Source organism: Pseudomonas sp. LS2P72, from assembly GCF_054897865.1.
In genome coordinates this window covers 318022-335223 of the sequence record NZ_CM142708.1, presented here as the reverse complement: position 1 = coordinate 335223, position 17202 = coordinate 318022, and the positions used below count along the sequence as shown (strand labels likewise).

15 protein-coding genes are annotated in these 17202 nt (G+C 58.7%); 13 read left to right on the top strand and 2 right to left on the bottom strand.

The genetic code is table 11. The features are described from left to right. Positions 1 to 102: 102 nt before the first annotated feature. Together ACYZUA_RS01475 and ACYZUA_RS01470 are read left to right on the top strand one after the other, a co-directional pair. Positions 103 to 351, top strand: coding sequence for a helix-turn-helix domain-containing protein (locus ACYZUA_RS01475; RefSeq protein ID WP_056745799.1), 249 nt, complete (start codon positions 103 to 105; stop codon positions 349 to 351). Further along, a complete protein-coding gene (locus ACYZUA_RS01470) occupies positions 344 to 1576 on the top strand; it encodes a type II toxin-antitoxin system HipA family toxin (protein ID WP_461961805.1) in 1233 nt (410 codons plus the stop codon). The genes ACYZUA_RS01475 and ACYZUA_RS01470 overlap by 8 nt, the downstream gene beginning before the upstream one ends. Here the strand turns inward: ACYZUA_RS01470 and ACYZUA_RS01465 are convergent, their stop codons facing one another. Next, a complete protein-coding gene (locus ACYZUA_RS01465) occupies positions 1577 to 2581 on the bottom strand; it encodes an AraC family transcriptional regulator (protein ID WP_461961804.1) in 1005 nt (334 codons plus the stop codon). Positions 2582 to 2681: 100 nt separating this feature from the next. On the opposite strand from ACYZUA_RS01465, the gene ACYZUA_RS01460 reads away from it, so the two are divergent. From ACYZUA_RS01460 to ACYZUA_RS01425, 8 genes are all read left to right on the top strand, one after another. Next, entirely contained in the window at positions 2682 to 3755 is a 1074-nt protein-coding gene (locus ACYZUA_RS01460; protein WP_461961803.1) for a fatty acid desaturase, read from the top strand. Between the two features lie 488 nt (positions 3756 to 4243). Next, complete coding sequence (locus ACYZUA_RS01455; protein ID WP_461961802.1) at positions 4244 to 4825, top strand: alpha/beta hydrolase; 582 nt, start codon at positions 4244 to 4246, stop codon at positions 4823 to 4825. 71 nt (positions 4826 to 4896) lie between these two features. Continuing rightward, positions 4897 to 5826: a sigma 54-interacting transcriptional regulator gene (locus ACYZUA_RS01450; RefSeq protein WP_461961801.1), complete on the top strand. Its 930-nt coding sequence runs from the start codon at positions 4897 to 4899 to the stop codon at positions 5824 to 5826. A gap of 253 nt (positions 5827 to 6079) precedes the next feature. Further along, on the top strand, positions 6080 to 6862 hold the full coding sequence (locus ACYZUA_RS01445; protein ID WP_461961800.1) for a MetQ/NlpA family ABC transporter substrate-binding protein: 783 nt from the start codon (positions 6080 to 6082) through the stop codon (positions 6860 to 6862). Positions 6863 to 7515: 653 nt separating this feature from the next. Beyond that, the gene (locus tag ACYZUA_RS01440; RefSeq protein WP_008148239.1) at positions 7516 to 8181 is read left to right on the top strand and encodes an amino acid ABC transporter permease; all 666 of its coding nucleotides are present in this window, start codon (positions 7516 to 7518) and stop codon (positions 8179 to 8181) included. Beyond that, positions 8162 to 8821, top strand: a complete 660-nt coding sequence (locus tag ACYZUA_RS01435) for an amino acid ABC transporter permease (protein WP_461961799.1) — start codon at positions 8162 to 8164, stop codon at positions 8819 to 8821. Before ACYZUA_RS01440 ends, ACYZUA_RS01435 begins: the two co-directional genes overlap by 20 nt. Next, positions 8818 to 9600, top strand: coding sequence for an amino acid ABC transporter ATP-binding protein (locus tag ACYZUA_RS01430; RefSeq protein ID WP_461961798.1), 783 nt, complete (start codon positions 8818 to 8820; stop codon positions 9598 to 9600). Before ACYZUA_RS01435 ends, ACYZUA_RS01430 begins: the two co-directional genes overlap by 4 nt. Continuing rightward, positions 9597 to 10463, top strand: coding sequence for a transporter substrate-binding domain-containing protein (locus ACYZUA_RS01425; RefSeq protein ID WP_461961797.1), 867 nt, complete (start codon positions 9597 to 9599; stop codon positions 10461 to 10463). The genes ACYZUA_RS01430 and ACYZUA_RS01425 overlap by 4 nt, the downstream gene beginning before the upstream one ends. A 134-nt stretch (positions 10464 to 10597) precedes the next feature. Here the strand turns inward: ACYZUA_RS01425 and ACYZUA_RS01420 are convergent, their stop codons facing one another. Continuing rightward, complete coding sequence (locus ACYZUA_RS01420; protein ID WP_461961796.1) at positions 10598 to 11758, bottom strand: AAA family ATPase; 1161 nt, start codon at positions 11756 to 11758, stop codon at positions 10598 to 10600. Positions 11759 to 11915: 157 nt separating this feature from the next. On the opposite strand from ACYZUA_RS01420, the gene ACYZUA_RS01415 reads away from it, so the two are divergent. From ACYZUA_RS01415 to ACYZUA_RS01405, 3 genes are read left to right on the top strand one after another with little or no spacing between them, the layout of a single operon-like run. Continuing rightward, complete coding sequence (locus ACYZUA_RS01415; protein ID WP_461961795.1) at positions 11916 to 13019, top strand: efflux RND transporter periplasmic adaptor subunit; 1104 nt, start codon at positions 11916 to 11918, stop codon at positions 13017 to 13019. Next, complete coding sequence (locus ACYZUA_RS01410) at positions 13016 to 14083, top strand: efflux RND transporter periplasmic adaptor subunit (RefSeq protein WP_461961794.1); 1068 nt, start codon at positions 13016 to 13018, stop codon at positions 14081 to 14083. The genes ACYZUA_RS01415 and ACYZUA_RS01410 overlap by 4 nt, the downstream gene beginning before the upstream one ends. Beyond that, the gene (locus tag ACYZUA_RS01405; RefSeq protein ID WP_461961793.1) at positions 14080 to 17133 is read left to right on the top strand and encodes an efflux RND transporter permease subunit; all 3054 of its coding nucleotides are present in this window, start codon (positions 14080 to 14082) and stop codon (positions 17131 to 17133) included. The genes ACYZUA_RS01410 and ACYZUA_RS01405 overlap by 4 nt, the downstream gene beginning before the upstream one ends. Positions 17134 to 17202 lie beyond the last annotated feature (69 nt).

The following is a 17202-nucleotide window of genomic DNA, read 5'->3' as shown; positions in this document are numbered from 1 at the left end:
CGATCAATCAATGAGCTAGACTTCAATTTGGTTATGCATTAAATACAATGCAAATCTGTTTTTTTCAGTAAATTTGCACTGTATATGATGCAGGTGGGCGGAATGGAAAACCTCGGCGAACTGATCAGGTTGTTGCGCAAAGAACGAAAGATGTCTCAACAAGACCTGGCAAAGCAGTACGGCATGAGCCGTTCCACGATTTCGGGTATCGAGAACAACACCATTTCCGAAATTGGCCTGCGCAAGGTTGAAGCGATCCTCAATGGCTTCGGGTACGAACTGACGGCCGTGCCGCGGCGGTCGACGCGTCCGACACTGGACACCCTCAAAAAGGTGAACTTCCATGGGTGAGCAGCAGGAAAAGGACCGGCTGCACATCAGTGTTTCCGGCACAACGGTCGGAACCCTCGGCCGTGGTCAGTCTCGCATTGATTCAGTGTTTACCTATGCCGAAGACGCGCTAGAAGAAAACGCCGTCTCGTTGACCATGCCCGCTCGTCTCGAGAGCTACACGTGGGAGCGAGGTGTCCCGCCGGTTTTTGAAATGAATCTACCGGAAGGCGCTCTGCGCGATGAATTGACTCGCCGTTTCAGCAAAGCGATTCGAGGGTTTGACGACTTCGCGATGCTGGCAATCGTCGGCCCGCACCAGCTTGGGCGAGTGGGGATTAAAAACGCGCAAGAGGCAAGTGACCGGCTGCCTGAAACCAGTCTCGCGGATCTGCTGGTTCATGACGGTGCGCAAGGTTTGTTCGAAGATCTGCTGCACACCTATGGCCAATATTCGGGCGTTTCCGGTGTGCAGCCGAAGGTGCTTATTCGTGACAGTGCGACAACGGTCGACCGATTGACCCATCGCGGGGCAACGCACCTGGTCAAATCGTTTCGGCCTGAGGAATACCCGGAACTCGCTGCCAACGAATACTTCTGCATGAGGGCTGCGCTGCATTCGGGTCTTGAAGTGCCGGTTTTCGAACTGAGCGATCACGGTAAATTTCTGGTCGTCGAACGTTTCGATCTGAATGAAAGAGGTTATCTGGGCTTTGAGGATTTCTGCGTGCTCAATGCCTGGCCTTCGAAGGCAAAATACGATGGTTCGTACGAAGGCGCCGCGAGGCAGATCAAGGAGTTTGTCTCCCCGCCATTGCTCAACGAAGCCCTTGAGTCGTTTTTCAAAATAGTGGCGTTGTCATCTGCTCTGAAGAATGGCGATGCTCACCTCAAGAACTTCGGTGTGCTGTACGAACATTGTGGTGTTGATGCGCAAATCAGACTGGCTCCGGCCTACGACATCGTCACGACTTCGGTCTACATCAAGACAGACAGCATGGCGTTGCTGTTAGGTGGATCAAAGGCGTGGCCCAAATACAAAATGCTGATGCGTTTTGGTCGGTCGGCTTGCAACCTGAGCGAGGGGCGGTGCAATGAATTGCTGCAGCAAGTCGTTCATGGCATGAATGTAGCGATGGCGGAAATGGTTGATTACATCAGGAAAAATGGCGCCTTTGCCATGGTGGGCGAAGCGATGATCGAACATTGGAAATCAGGTGTAGCGCGCAGCTTGGTCAAAAGCTGATTACCGCAACCCATCCCGAAACTGCCCCGGTGTCATCCCGGTCCAGCGCTTGAACGCGCGGCTGAAGCTGCTCGTGTCCGCAAATCCCAGCAGATAGCTGATCTCGCTCAATGAGCATTGCGGATCGCGCAGATGCAGCAGCGCCAGGTTCTCGCGACTCTCGTTGAGCAGCGTATCGAACCGACAACCTTCATCCGCCAAGTGCCGTTGCAGGCTGCGCAAACTCAGGTGCAGGGCGTGGGCAATGTGTTCGGCGCTGGGCTCGCCTTCCGGCAATTGCTCCTCAATGGCGTCGCGAACCTTGCGTTCCCAGGTCAGGGGTTTGAGTTGGGCGAGGGTGCGTTTGAGCACGGCTTCGTTGTGCTCGGCCAGTTCCGGGTTGGCGTCGTCCAGGTGGCTGTCGAAGTCCGCGACGGCGAATTCCAGTCGGTCTTCATCGGCGGCGAAGTACACCGGTGAGCGGAAGACTTTGTGCCATTGATGCGGGTCCGCCGGTTCCGGACGGCGCAGGTACACCGCCAGCGGGGCGTAATCGCGGCCCAGACGATTGCGGCAGGTGCGTACGTAAATCGCCGTGAAGGCGTCGATGGCTTCAAAGGCCGGGGACGGATTGCCAGGCGGGATTTTCAGGCGGAAGCGGTAGCGGTCCTCGGTGCGGGTCAGTTCCAGATCCAGGGCATCGCTGACCACCTGGTGATAACGCACGATGCGCTCGAACACTTCTCGCAGACTGCCGCTGGCCACCAGCGCATAACCGAGCGCGTGAAACGTGGTGGGGCTGACGAAGCGCGATACGCGCAAACCAATCGCCGGATCGCCGCTGACTTGCACCGCGATTTCCCATAGGCGCGTTGTGCCGGACAACGGGTAACGGGCGTTCGGGTCGTCCATCAGTTGCGGGTCGAGCCCCGCCTGTTGACACAGGGCGGTGCTGTCGAGGCCCAGTGCATCGAGCTGCTTGCGCAAAGCGCGGGTCCAGCTGGCGAGGGAAGTCGGTTCTGTCATGCTGATTGGCGCGTCCGGTCAACAGGTTGGCGTTCACGGCTACCGCTCTGTAAAGCATCACAGGGCAGGATGCGAACATCAATAACCAGAGGATGGAAGCATGGACGGTACTTCTGCAAGTCCCCAGCGACTGAATGCAACTCAGCGATCAGCGCATATTCGCCAAGTGGTGCTGGCCAAGGGCGTCGAACTGCGTCAGCGCTACCCGATTCTCAACCATCAGGACGCCCTGGGCGCGGGTATTCTGGCTTTCGCGCTGGTCAGCATGATTGGCTCGGCGACGCTCTACATGACCGGGCACATGGCGTGGTGGGCATGCCTGTTGTTCAACGCATTTTTTGCCTCGCTGACTCACGAGCTGGAACACGACCTGATTCATAGCATGTACTTTCGCAAACAGCGCGTGCCGCACAACCTGATGATGGGGCTGGTGTGGCTGGCGCGGCCGAGCACGATCAATCCGTGGATTCGTCGGCATCTGCACCTTAATCACCACAAGGTCTCCGGCACAGAATCCGACCTGGAAGAGCGCGCCATCACCAACGGCGAACCCTGGGGTTTCGCGCGGCTGTTGATGGTCGGCGACAACGTGATGTCAGCGTTCATTCGTATGCTGCGGGCCAAGACCTGGGCTCACAAAATCAGCATCATCAAGCGCACCCTGAAGGTCTACGCGCCATTGGCGCTGGTGCATTGGGGCGCTTGGTACATGTTCCTGGGCTTCCATGCGGCCAATGGCATCGCCTATCTGATGGGAGCGTCGATTGAATGGTCGACGACTACTATGTCGGTGATGCAGGTCATCGACATCGCTGCCGTGGTGATCATCGGGCCGAACGTGTTGCGCACCTTTTGCCTGCATTTCGTCAGCTCGAACATGCACTACTACGGTGACGTGGAGCCGGGCAATGTGATTCAGCAGACTCAGGTGCTGAACCCTTGGTGGATGTGGCCGTTGCAGGCGTTCTGCTTCAACTTCGGCAGCACTCACGGCATCCATCACTTTGTGGTGAAGGAACCGTTTTACATCCGTCAAATGACCGTGCCGGTGGCGCATAAGGTAATGCGCGAGATGGGCGTACGGTTCAATGATTTCGGGACGTTTGGACGGGCGAACCGGTTTGTGCGAAAGGAAGCGCCAGAGACGCAGGAGGTTCGTGCCGCTCAGGCTTGATTTGATGTGCCCGGAAACTCAAAACGGCAAAGACGCCTGTCATCAATCTGACCCAAAAGGTCGCTACGTTATGACGCGAGCAGTGGTGCTCAGCGGTCACTGTGGTGTGATTGGTATATGTGTTTTTAATCTAACAAAGTAATTAAATATTCCTTTATTAGATAACCGTTTCAGCCAATCATCCCGTCCAGTGATGTTGATCGCGCTAACAGATTTTGAGTTTCCGGGGCCGTCTCCTTGGCAGGGTGCGGTCCCTTTTTTTTCCGGACAAACACCAAACCCTGTGGGAGCGAGCCTGCTCGCGATGGCGTCGCTACATCCAACATGGATGGTGACTGATCTACCGCTATCGCGAGCAGGCTCGCTCCCACAGGTGATCGGTTTAATATTCTATTTAGATCTTAATAAATAGCTTCTTATTCCTTAACGGATATAACTCTCCTCCCTATACTTGCTCAGGAACAGACACGCAGCAGGAGAGTTCCCCCATGCGCAACGAATCAATTCGCTACCTGATTGTGCCGGGCTGGCAAGGATCGCCAGAAAATCATTGGCAAAGCCATTGGCAGAACAGCCTGCCGAACAGCGCGCGAGTGGAGCAGGCCGACTGGCTGACGCCGCGTCGTGAAGACTGGGTGGCGGCACTGGCCGAGGCGATTGCCGCCGACAGCACACCGGTGATCCTGATCGCCCATAGCCTGGGTTGCATCACCGTCGCGCATTGGGCGGCCACTGCGCCCGTGCAGTTTTTGCGTCAGGTTCGCGGCGCCTTGCTGGTCGCCCCCGCGGACGTCGAACGTCCGGCCTGCGCACCGGCCCTGCGCAACTTCGCACCGATTCCGACAAGTCTGTTGCCGTTCCCGAGTCAGGTTGTCAGCTCCGACAACGACAGCGCCGTGAGCACACCGCGTGCATTGGAACTGGCTCGTCACTGGGGCGCCGAGGCGGGGATTTTGTCGGGTGCCGGACACATCAACGTGAAGTCCGGTCACCAGCGCTGGGAGCAGGGTTTTGCTTATCTCTATCGCCTGCAAAACCGAATGGAACACCACGCCCTGCGCCGCGCTTGAACCTTTTCTTTTTTGCTTTTGTTTTTTAAAAACGCCCCCCGTCTCCCGGCGGTTCAGGGCGGGAGTCTGCCATGAGTATTGAAGCCTTCGGTCAGCCGCTGCTGACCTTCCCTGATGCTGAAAAAAGCCCCCTGAGCATTCGCGCCAAGGCGCTGGTGTTTGTCGATCCACGTTCGCGTCAGTTACGCCAGGAGCTGGAGCTATTGGCACCGCGCTCGATCTCGGTGTTGATCCGTGGCGAAACCGGCAGCGGCAAGGAATTGCTCGCGCGCCACATTCATCGTGCGAGTGATCGCGGCGGGTTGTTCGTCTCAGTCAATTGCGGCGCGATCAGTCCGACTTACGCCGATGCTGAATTGTTCGGTTATGCCGCCGGCAGTTACAGCGGTTCGGCCAGCAGCCGTGCGGGTTGGTTCGGTTCTGCCAACGGCGGGACGCTTTATCTGGATGAGATCGGCGACCTGCCGCTACCGATCCAGATCAAATTGCTCGCGGCGCTGGAAAACCACGAAGTCACCCGTGTCGGCGCTCATCAACCAAGCCCGGTGGACGTGCGCCTGGTCGCCGCGACCAGCATCGACCTGGCCCAAGCGGTGGCCGCCGGAAAATTCAATGAGCGGCTCTACCATTACCTCAGCGAAGGCCAGCTCGAACTGCCAGCCTTGCGTGAACGGGTGGGCGATATTCTGTCGCTGTCCGAATATTTCCTCGGTATCTATAGCCAACGCCTGGACTTGCCAGTGCCACTGATCAGCGAAGCCGCGCAGCATCTGTTGGAGCAACACAGTTGGCCGGGTAATACCCGGGAGCTGGAAAACGTCATTCACTTCGCGTTGCTGGTCAGCACCGGCGATGAGATTTTGCCCGGGCATTTGAATCTGCCTGAAGCGCCGCCGTCATTGGTGCAGATTGATCGGCAACTGAAGCAAATCCTCGGCAATGGTTCCATCGCTGAGAAAGAAGCCCTGAAACAACTCCTCAAAAACACCGCGCTCTTGTAGGAGCAAGGCTTGCCCGCGATGGCGTTTGACAGACAGACCGCGTTGCCAGGATCGCGAGCAAGCTTTGCTCCTACGGGGTCGATGTGCGAACTAGAGCCGTATGAACAAAATGGAATATGAAGGTGAATAAAAGATATTGTTCGGGAATAAAAAATCCCGGTATTGTCCGCGTCACGCCAGCGATAGCACTTCACTGGCACTCGTACTAAAAGCCGTCGTCGATGACGACCGTGATTTTCGATAAGGACACTGCATGAAAAAGGTTCTGTTGTTCACCGCATTGGCGGCTGCCCTGACCGCGGGCCTGGCCCAGGCTGGCGAGAAACTGGTGGTTGCGGCGACCCCGGTTCCACATGCCGAGATTCTGGAACTGATCAAGCCAACCCTCGCCAAAGAAGGCGTGGACCTGGAAATCAAAGTCTTCACCGACTACGTTCAGCCGAACGTGCAGGTTGACCAGAAGCGTCTGGACGCCAACTACTTCCAGACCCTGCCGTACCTGAAAAGCTTCAACGACGGCAAAGGCACTAACCTGGTGACCGTGATCGGCGTACACGTCGAACCATTCGGCGGCTACTCGAAGAAAGTCAAAAGCCTGGCTGAGCTGAAAGACGGCGCAACCATCGCCATCCCGAACGAAGGCAGCAACAGCGGCCGCGCCCTGATCCTGCTGCAAAAGGCTGGCCTGATCGAGTTGAAAGACCCGAAAAACGCCTTGGCCACCCCGAAAGACATCGCCAAGAACCCGCACAACTTCAAGTTCAAGGAACTGGAATCGGCCATGCTGCCGCGTGTTCTGGACCAGGTCGACCTGGACATGATCAACACCAACTACGCGCTGGAAGCAGGTCTGAACCCGGCTAAAGACGCGCTGGTGATCGAAGGTGCAGATTCGCCTTACGTGAACTTCCTGGTGGCTCGTCCGGACAACAAGGACAGCGTTGCCATCCAGAAACTGGCCAAGGCCTTGACCAGTCCTGAAGTGAAAGCCTTCATCGAGAAGAAGTACAGCGGCGCGGTATTGCCGGCGTTCTGATTCGCGAGGCAAACCCCTTCAAGGTTTCAAACGCCGACGGCTGGTAATAGCGTCGGCGTTTTTTTGTTTGAGGACGGAAATTTTCGAGCATTGGTCTGGCTTTAGAACCACCCCTCACCCCAGCCCTCTCCCCACGGGGGAGAGGGGGAGAGGGAGCAGATCTTTGTGCTTTTCAAAGCCTGAGCTCGACTCGGATTTGCAGGTCGCAGAATTTCGAACAAGCACATCGGTCAGTCCCCTCGCCCCTTGGGAGAGGGTTAGGGTGAGGGGGTGTTTTTGGCTACCCCCGTGCCTTCAACGCCCTGCGCAACGCCATCAATAACTTCACGATGTCCTGCGGATCCAGCCGCTGTGGCACTTTTACGTCAGCCATTTTCTCTTCCTTGTGATGGTTCGGCCGGGGAGTCTGGCCAAAAGCTGTGCATCCTTGGAGGGGGATTCTGAAAAAAAGATCCTTCCTACAGCGCAAAGAAAAATAGTCGTCTTCCGCCGCCTCGGCAAATCCGGAGGATAGTTTTTTGCGTGATATCAATATGCTTTAACGGTATTTAAATTCTTCTTTTTATACCTTTAAAGTCGGTGCCTGCCGGATGGTTATCCACCACCCATGGACTGCACCACCGTCGCTTACCCTGCGGCGTCCAGGATGTTCAATGAACTTCGATTACGCATTTATCCTCAGCACCTTGCCGGCGTTTCTCAAGGCCGTGGGCGTGACGCTGCAGGTTGGCTTTATCGCTATTGGTACGTCGTTGCTGGTGGCACTGATCAACGCGACGATTCTGGTGTTCCGCACGCCTTACTTGCAGCGGCTGGTCGGGTTGTATGTGGAACTGGCGCGCAACACCCCGCTGTTGATTCAACTGTTCTTCGTCTACTTCGCCTTGCCGGCACTGGGCATCAAGGTCTCGGGCTTTGCGGCGGCGATCATCACCATGACCTTCCTCGGCGGCGCCTACCTCACCGAAGTGCTGCGTGCCGGCGTCGACGCGGTGCCACAGGCGCAGCTCGAGTCCGGCCGCTCCATCGGCCTGTCCCACGGGCAATTGCTGCGCTACGTGATCCTGCCGCAAGCCGGCATCCTCAGCCTGCCGTCGCTGTTCGCCAATTTCATTTTCCTGCTCAAGGAAACCACCGTGGTCTCGGCAGTGGCAGTGCCGGAAATTCTCTACACCACCAAGAGCTACATCGCGCTCTACTACAAAACCTACGAAATGCTCGCCGTGCTGACGCTGATTTGCGTGCTGCTGTTTCTACCGCTGTCGCTATTGCTCAGCCGTCTGGAAAGGAGGCTCCAGCATGGCCAGTTCGGGTCTTGAGTTGCTCTGGGTGTCATTGCCGCAACTGGGCAAGGGCGCTGCGCAAACCTTGTCGATCTCTTTCCTGAGCATCGCCATCAGCACCGTTGGCGGCGTGCTCTACGGCGTTTTGCGCACGCTGAACTCGAAATGGCTGAACGCAATCCTGCGCGTTTATCTGGAACTGTTCCGAGCGATCCCGGTGCTGGTCTGGTTGTATTTGCTGTTTTTTGGTCTGCCGATTTTCTTCGGCGTGAGCATTCCGAGCTTCTGGTGCGCAGTGCTGGTGTTGTCGTTGTGGGGCGCCAGTGAAGTCGGCGAAGTGGTGCGCGGTGCGTTGCGTTCGTTGCCTCGCGGCCAGCGTGAAGCGGGGTTATCGATAGGCCTGGACGGCCCGCAACTCTACGGCTACGTGCTGCTGCCACAAGCGCTGAAACGCATGACGCCACCGACCATCAACGTTTACACGCGGATCATCAAGACCAGTTCCCTGGCGGTGCTGATTGGTGTGGTGGACGTGATCAAGGTCGGCCAGCAGATCATCGAGCGCACCTACGAATCGGTGCTGATCTACGGCGCACTGTTCCTGTTTTTCTTTTTCATCTGCTACCCGCTCTCGGCCGCCTCGCGCGTGCTGGAGCGGCGCTGGACGCAAGCATGAGCGCATTGATCGAGTTCAAGGGTTTCAACAAGTTTTTCGGCGAGCAGCAGGTGCTCAAAGAGATCGACCTGCAAGTGAAGTCAGGCGAAGTGATCGTCATCCTCGGTCCCAGCGGCTGCGGTAAAAGCACCTTGCTGCGCTGCCTCAATGGTCTTGAAGTCGCCCACAGCGGCAGCTTGAATTTTGCCGGCTGCGAGTTGCTGGACAAGGGCACCGACTGGCGCGAAGTACGGCAGCAGATCGGCATGGTGTTCCAGAGTTATCACCTGTTCCCGCACATGAGCGTGCTCGACAACCTGCTGCTCGGCCCGGTCAAAGTGCAGAAGCGCGACCGCCGCGAGGCCCGTGCCCAAGCCGAAGCCTTGCTCGAACGCGTGGGCCTTTCGGACAAGCGCGATGCCTTCCCGCGTCAGCTCTCCGGTGGCCAGCAGCAACGCATCGCCATCGTCCGTTCGCTGTGCATGAACCCGAAGGTCATGTTGTTCGATGAAGTCACCGCCGCCCTCGACCCGGAAATGGTCAAGGAAGTGCTGGAAGTCATCCAGGGCCTGGCCCGCGAGGGCATGACCCTGTTGATCGTCACCCACGAAATGGCCTTCGCTCGCGCCGTGGCTGACCGCATTGTGTTCATGGATGCGGGGCGAATCCTTGAGCAAAACCCTCCCGAGATTTTCTTTACGAACCCGCAGACCGCACGAGCGCAGCAGTTCCTGGAGAAGTTCTCCTACGTCGCCGCACTACCCAAAACGACTCAAACAAAGGAACTGGAACTGCTATGAAAACTGCCAAGACTTCACTGCTGCTACTCCCGCTGCTCGGCCTCGCGTTGCTGGCCGGTTGCAACAAAACCGAAGAGCCCTCCAAACCGGCGGCCACCAGTGTCAGTTATCTGGAAAAAATCAAAGCACGGGACAAGCTGATCGTCGGTGTCTTCACCGACAAACCGCCGTTTGGTTTCGTCAATGAAGCCGGGCGTTACGTCGGTTTCGATACCGACATCGGCCGTCAATTTGCCAAAGACCTGTTGGGCGATGAGAACAAGGTCGAGTTCGTCGCGGTAGAACCGGCGAGCCGGATTCCGTTCCTGCAAAGCGACAAGGTCGATTTGATCCTGGCCAACATGACCGTTACCCCCGAGCGTAAGGAAGCGGTGGAATTCACCAACCCGAACCTCAAAGTTGCCGTGCAGGCGCTGGTGCCACAGGCAAGTTCGGTGAAAAACCTTGATGACCTGGCGACTCGCACCACCATCGTCACCACCGGCACTACGGCCGATATCTGGCTGACCAAGAACCACCCGGACTGGAAACTGCTCAAGTTCGAGAAAAATTCCGAATCTCTGCAAGCGCTGGCCAATGGACGCGGCGATGCGTATGCGCAGGACAATCTGGTGCTGTTCAGTTGGGCGAAGCAGAACCCTGGCTATCGCGTGCTGACCCAGACCTTGGGCGCTGAAGCACCGATTGCGCCGGCGGTGAAGAAGGGCAATATCGAGCTGCGTGATTGGGTGAATGTCGAGTTGGCGAAGCTGGGTGAAGAGAAGTTTTTGCTCAAACTGTATGACCAGTATGTGCGTAAAGAGCTGAGCGATGACACCAAGCCTGAGAGCGTGATTGTCGAGGGTGGGAAGTGGCAGGGGTGATTCTTCAACCTTTGTAGTGATCTTTCGGCCACCTTCGCGAGCAGGCTCGCTCCCACATTTAGACCGCGTCCGCCGAGACAACTCGGTCAACTGTGGGAGCGAGCCTGCTCGCGATTCGGTTTAACAGGCGCTGATTAGTCCGGCCAATACCACGCCGGCTCATCCAGCATCCGCTGCCCCACAATCCCGGTCTGGCCCAATGTCTTCTCCAGCACAATGCAATTGCACTCCGGGTCCTCCTGCAACGCCGAAATCAACCGCCGTGCATGAGAAACCACCCACACCTGACACTGCTCGGACGCGCGGATAATCAACCGCGCCAACGCGGGCAACAGGTCCGGGTGCAAACTGGTTTCCGGCTCGTTCAGCACCATCAACGTCGGTGGCCGAGGCGTCAGTAACGCCGCCACCAGCAACAAATAGCGCAACGTCCCGTCCGACAGCTCGGCTGCCGATAAGGGCCGCAACAACCCTTCCTGGTAAAACTCGATGGCAAAACGGCCGCCCTGCAACTGCTCGATATTCAAGCGCGCCCCGGGGAACGCGTCGCTGATTGCGGTCTGCAAAGCCTCCGGATCGCCGATTTCGCGGATGGTTTGCAGCGCGGCGGCGAGGTCGCGGCCGTCGTGATGCAATACCGGCGTGCGGGTGCCCAATTGAGGTTGGCGCGCCGGCGCGTCGGCGTCGCTGCGAAAGTGATCGTAGAAGCGCCAGCGGCGGATGAATTCACGCAGTTGCAGGACTTCCGGTGAGGTGCGCAAGCTGCCGACCTGATCGAACAGGCTGTCGAAATTCGGCGTGTGCTGGGTCAGTACTTCCCAGCTGCGACCTTCGCGAGCGCGGATCATCGGGCCGTCGCGGTCCACCAACAGGCTGGCGGAGCGGTAGAACGGTCCGGACCAGATGCATTCTTTTTTGATTTCCGGGTCGAGGGCAAAGTACGAGCGCGTCGGTTCCGGTAGGCCCAAGGCGATCGAATAGCTGAAATCCTCCCCGGCAAAGCCCAGGCGCAGGCGTTTGACGCCGTGGCGCACGGTCGGTTCGATCGGCACTTCGCCGTTTCGCATGCGTCGGCTGATGTTTTCCGGCCCGGCCCAGAAAGTCGAATCCAGCCCACCCTCGCGGGCCAACGCATTGACCACTCCGCCCTGAGCGGTTTCCGCCAGCAGGCGTAACGCGCGGTAGAGGTTGGATTTGCCGCTGCCGTTGGGACCGGTGATCAGGTTCAACCGGCCCAGCGGAATCACCAATTTACTGATCGAGCGGTAATTGGCCACCGCGAGGGTTTTGAGCATGGGAAGCTTCCTGCTGCGTGGTGCGTGATTCTGCCCTATTGTCGACGTCATCGTGCGCCAGGCTTTATTTCAAACCGTGATGCGCACCCTGGGAACCCTGTTCTAAGCTCACAGTCGTATCGCCATTGGCACGAACGTACAACGCAAAGGAGTCTGCATGGTAGGTCCCGGATTGAAAACAGTGGTTGGCCTGAGCCTCCTTGTCCTGCTGAGCGCCTGCGGCGAGAAAAAAACGGTCGAGAAGGACCGCCCTCGGGTATTCGTACAAGAGGTAAAACCCGCGGATTACGCGGCGACGGTGACCCTGACCGGTGATGTTCAGGCGCGGGTCCAGACCGATCTGTCGTTCCGCGTTGCCGGCAAGATCATCCAGCGTACAGTCGATGTCGGTGATCGGGTTTCGGCCAAACAGGTTCTGGCAAAACTCGATCCAAAGGACCTGCAAACCAATGTCAACTCGGCTCAGGCGCAGGTTGTTGCCGAACAGGCTCGAGTCAAACAGACCGCCGCCGCTTTCGTTCGTCAGCAAAAACTCTTGCCCAAGGGCTACACCAGCCAAAGCGAATACGATTCCGCCCAGGCTGCCTTGCGCAGCAGCCAAAGCGCCCTGACGGCGGCCCAGGCGCAACTGGCCAACGCCCGTGAACAACTGGGCTACACCGCGTTGGTCGCCGACGCGCCGGGGGTGATTACCGCGCGTCAGGCCGAGGTCGGCCAAGTGGTGCAGGCCACCGTGCCGATTTTCAGCCTGGCCCGGGACGGCGAGCGCGACGCAGTGTTCAACGTCTACGAATCGCTGCTGACAGAGCCACCAGAGGGCAAAACGGTAGACGTCAGCCTGCTCGACAAACCTGAGATCAAAACCACTGGCACCGTTCGGGAAATCACCCCGGCCGTCTCCGCGCAGACGGGTACGGTGCAGGTCAAAGTCACTCTCAACGGACTACCGGAAGGCATGCAGCTCGGCTCGGTGGTGAGTGCCACGGCCAAGACGCCGGGCAAGTCGGCGATCGAACTGCCCTGGTCGGCACTGACGAAAAATCTCAGCGACCCGGCCGTGTGGCTGGTGGATGGTGAGGGAAAGGCGCAACTGCACACCGTCACGGTCGGCCGCTACCTGACTGGCAAAGTGATCATCAGCGCCGGCCTGAAGGGTGGCGAAAAAGTTGTCATCGCCGGCGGTCAGTTGCTGCACCCCGGCGTAAAGGTGGAAATCGCCGAAAACACCTATAAGGATTTAGCCGAAGGAGCCCAGCCATGAAGCGTCTGTTACTGGTTTGCGCCGGTGTGATGCTGGTGGCCTGCTCGAAAGAAGAACCGCCGCCGGAGCCAGTGCGCCCGGTGCTATCGATCAAGGTCCATTCCCTGGACGAAGAAAGCCTGGGCCGCTTCGCCGGAAGCATCCAGGCCCGTTATGAAAGCAATGTCGGCTTCCGGGTGCCGGGACGCATCGCCAGCCGTAATGTCGATGTCGGTGCCGAAGTCGTTCAGGGCGCGTTGCTCGCCACACTCGACCCCACCGATCAGCAGAACCAGTTGCGTTCCGCTCAGGGTGATCTGGCCAGCGTCCAGGCGCAACTCATCAACGCTCAGGCCAACGCCCGGCGTCAGCAAGAGTTGTTCGATCGTGGCGTGGGCGCCCAGGCACAACTCGACATCGCGCAGACCGACCTCAAAACCACCCAGGCCTCCCTCGATCAAGCGAAGGCTGCGGTCGATCAGGCCAAGGACCAGCTCAATTACGTCGAACTGCGCGCCGACCACAAGGCCATCGTCACCGCGTGGAGCGCCGAAGCCGGGCAAGTCGTCAGCGCCGGCCAGCAAGTGGTGACCCTGGCGCAGCCGGACATCAAGGAAGCGGTGATCGACCTGCCCGACACGCTGGTCGACCAGTTGCCGGAAGACGTGGTGTTTCAGGTTGCCGTCCAACTCGACCCGAGCATCACCACCACTGCCATCGTTCGCGAAATCGAACCTCAGGCGCAAAGTGCGACCCGCACCCGTCGCGCCCGCCTGACACTGACCGACACGCCGCCGGGTTTTCGCCTGGGCACGGCGATCAGCGTGAGCCTTAGCTCCGCGATCAAACCGCGTATCGAACTGCCCCTGACCGCGCTCCAGGAGGTCGATGGCAAACCGCGGATCTGGGTCATCGACCCGCAGACCCAAACCGTTTCCCCACGAGACGTCAGCCTGATCAGCCGCACTGATTCAACGATGGTCCTGGCCAACGGGGTGAAGTCCGGCGAGCGAGTGGTCAGTGCCGGCGTGCACAGCCTGAAACCGGGGCAAAAAGTAAAAATCGATGAGGACAGCCCGCAATGAAAGGGAGTTTCAACTTATCCGAATGGGCCCTCAAGCATCAGTCGTTTGTCTGGTATTTGATGTTCGTCGCGCTGCTGATGGGCGTGTTCTCTTACATGAACCTTGGCCGCGAGGAAGACCCGTCGTTCACCATCAAAACCATGGTGATCCAGACCCGCTGGCCGGGCGCGACGCAGGAGGAAACCCTCAAGCAGGTCACTGACCGGATCGAGAAAAAACTCGAAGAGCTCGACTCCCTCGACTACGTGAAAAGCTACACCCGCCCCGGCGAGTCGACGGTCTTCGTTAACTTGCGCGATACCACCAGCGCCAAGGACATTCCGGAAATCTGGTACCAGGTGCGCAAGAAGATCAACGACATTCGCGGCGACTTCCCCCAAGGCCTGCAAGGGCCGGGGTTCAACGATGAGTTCGGTGATGTGTTTGGTTCTGTGTACGCCTTTACCGCCGACGGTTTGTCGATGCGTCAATTACGCGATTACGTCGAGCAAGCCCGCGCCGAGATCCGCGAAGTGCCGGGGCTGGGCAAGGTCGAGATGGTTGGCGAGCAGAATGAAGTGCTCTATCTGAACTTCTCCACTCGCAAACTGGCGGCGCTGGGCATCGATCAGCGTCAGGTGGTGCAGAGCCTGCAATCGCAAAACGCGGTGACCCCGGCCGGGGTGATCGAGGCCGGTCCCGAGCGGATTTCCGTGCGTACGACGGGGCAATTTGCCTCGGAGAAAGACCTGGAAAACGTCAACCTGCGACTCAATGATCGCTTCTATCGCTTGGCCGACGTCGCCGAAATCAGCCGTGGCTACGTTGACCCGGCGACGCCGGAATTCCGCTTTAACGGCCGTCCAGCCATCGGCCTCGCCATTGCGATGAAGAAGGGCGGCAACATTCAGGAGTTCGGCGCAGCGCTGCACCAGCGCATGAACGACCTGACCGCCGACCTGCCGGTGGGCGTCGGCGTGCACAACGTTTCCGACCAGGCTGAAGTGGTGGAAAAAGCCGTCGGCGGCTTCACCAGCGCATTGTTCGAAGCGGTGGTGATCGTGCTGATCGTCAGCTTCATCAGCCTCGGCGTGCGCGCCGGACTGGTGGTGGCGTGCTCGATTCCGCTGGTGCTGGCGATGGTCTTCGTCTTCATGGAATACAGCGGCATCACCATGCAGCGGATTTCCCTCGGCGCGCTGATCATTGCGCTCGGGCTGCTGGTGGATGACGCGATGATCACCGTCGAGATGATGGTCACGCGCCTGGAAATGGGCGAGACCAAGGAGCAAGCGGCCACGTTCGCCTACACCTCGACTGCGTTCCCGATGCTCACCGGTACGTTGGTGACGGTGGCCGGTTTCGTGCCCATCGGCCTGAACGCCAGCTCGGCCGGCGAATACACCTTCACGCTGTTCGCAGTGATCGCGGTGGCCATGATCGTGTCGTGGATTGTCGCGGTGCTGTTCGCCCCGGTGATCGGCGTGCACATCCTCAGTGCCAACGTGAAACCTCACGACGCGGAACCGGGGCGCATCGGTCGGGCGTTCAATTACGGCATGCTCTGGGCCATGCGCAATCGCTGGTGGGCGATCGGCATTACCGTTGCACTGTTTGTGGCGTCGGTGTTTTCCATGCAGTTCGTGCAGAACCAGTTCTTCCCGTCCTCGGACCGTCCGGAAATCCTCGTCGACCTGAACCTGCCGCAAAACGCTTCGATCGCCGAAACCCGCAAGGCTGTGGACAAGCTCGAGGCGACGTTCAAGGACGACCCGGACATCGTGCGCTGGAGCACTTACATCGGCGAAGGGGCGATCCGTTTCTACCTGCCACTCGACCAGCAATTGCAGAATCCGTACTACGCGCAACTGGTGATCGTCAGCAAAGGGCTGGAATCGCGTAATGCGCTTAGCCAGCGCTTGCGCGAGCGCCTGCGCAAGGATTTTGTCGGTATCGGCAGCTACGTCCAGGCGCTGGAAATGGGCCCGCCGGTGGGGCGGCCGATTCAGTACCGGGTCAGCGGCAAGGACATCGATCAGGTGCGCAAGCACGCCATCGCCCTGGCCACCGAACTGGATAAAAACTCGCACATTGGCGAGATCATTTACGACTGGAACGAACCGGGCAAAGTCCTGCGCATCGACATCGCCCAGGACAAGGCGCGGCAATTGGGGCTGTCGTCGGAAGACGTGGCCAACCTGATGAACAGCATCGTGGTCGGTGTGCCAGTGACTCAGGTCGATGACGATATCTACCTGATCAACGTGGTGGGTCGTGCGGAAGACGCCGAACGCGGCACCCCGGAAACCCTGCAGAATTTGCAGATCGTCACGCCGGGCGGCACGTCGATTCCGCTGCTGGCGTTCGCTTCCGTGCGCTATGAACTTGAGCAACCGCTGGTCTGGCGCCGCGACCGCAAACCGACCATCACCATCAAGGCGGCAGTGCGCGACGAAATTCAGCCGACCGACCTGGTGAAACAACTCCAACCCGACATCGATAAATTCGCCGCCGGTTTGCCGGTGGGCTACAAGGTCGCCACCGGCGGCACCGTCGAGGAAAGCGGCAAGGCCCAGGGGCCGATTGCCAAGGTCGTTCCGTTGATGCTGTTTTTGATGGCGACCTTCCTGATGATCCAGTTGCACAGCGTACAGAAGCTGTTCCTGGTGGCCAGCGTCGCGCCGCTCGGTTTGATCGGCGTGGTGCTGGCGCTCATTCCGACGGGTACGCCGATGGGCTTTGTGGCGATTCTGGGGATTCTGGCGCTGATCGGCATCATCATCCGCAACTCGGTGATTCTGGTGACGCAGATCGACGCGCTGGAGAAGGACGGTCATGCACCGTGGGATGCCGTGGTGCAAGCCACGGAGCATCGTCGCCGACCGATTCTGCTGACGGCCGCGGCGGCGAGCCTGGGGATGATCCCGATCGCCCGGGAAGTGTTCTGGGGGCCAATGGCTTACGCGATGATTGGCGGGATTATTATTGCGACGTTGCTGACATTGCTGTTTTTGCCGGCGCTTTATGTGGCTTGGTACAAGATTCGCGAACCGAAGAAAGAAGCGCAGTAATTGATGCGTTGATCGTTCCCGAGTGACGCTTGGGAACGATCCTACTTACATGGGCGGTGCGTTGCTGTA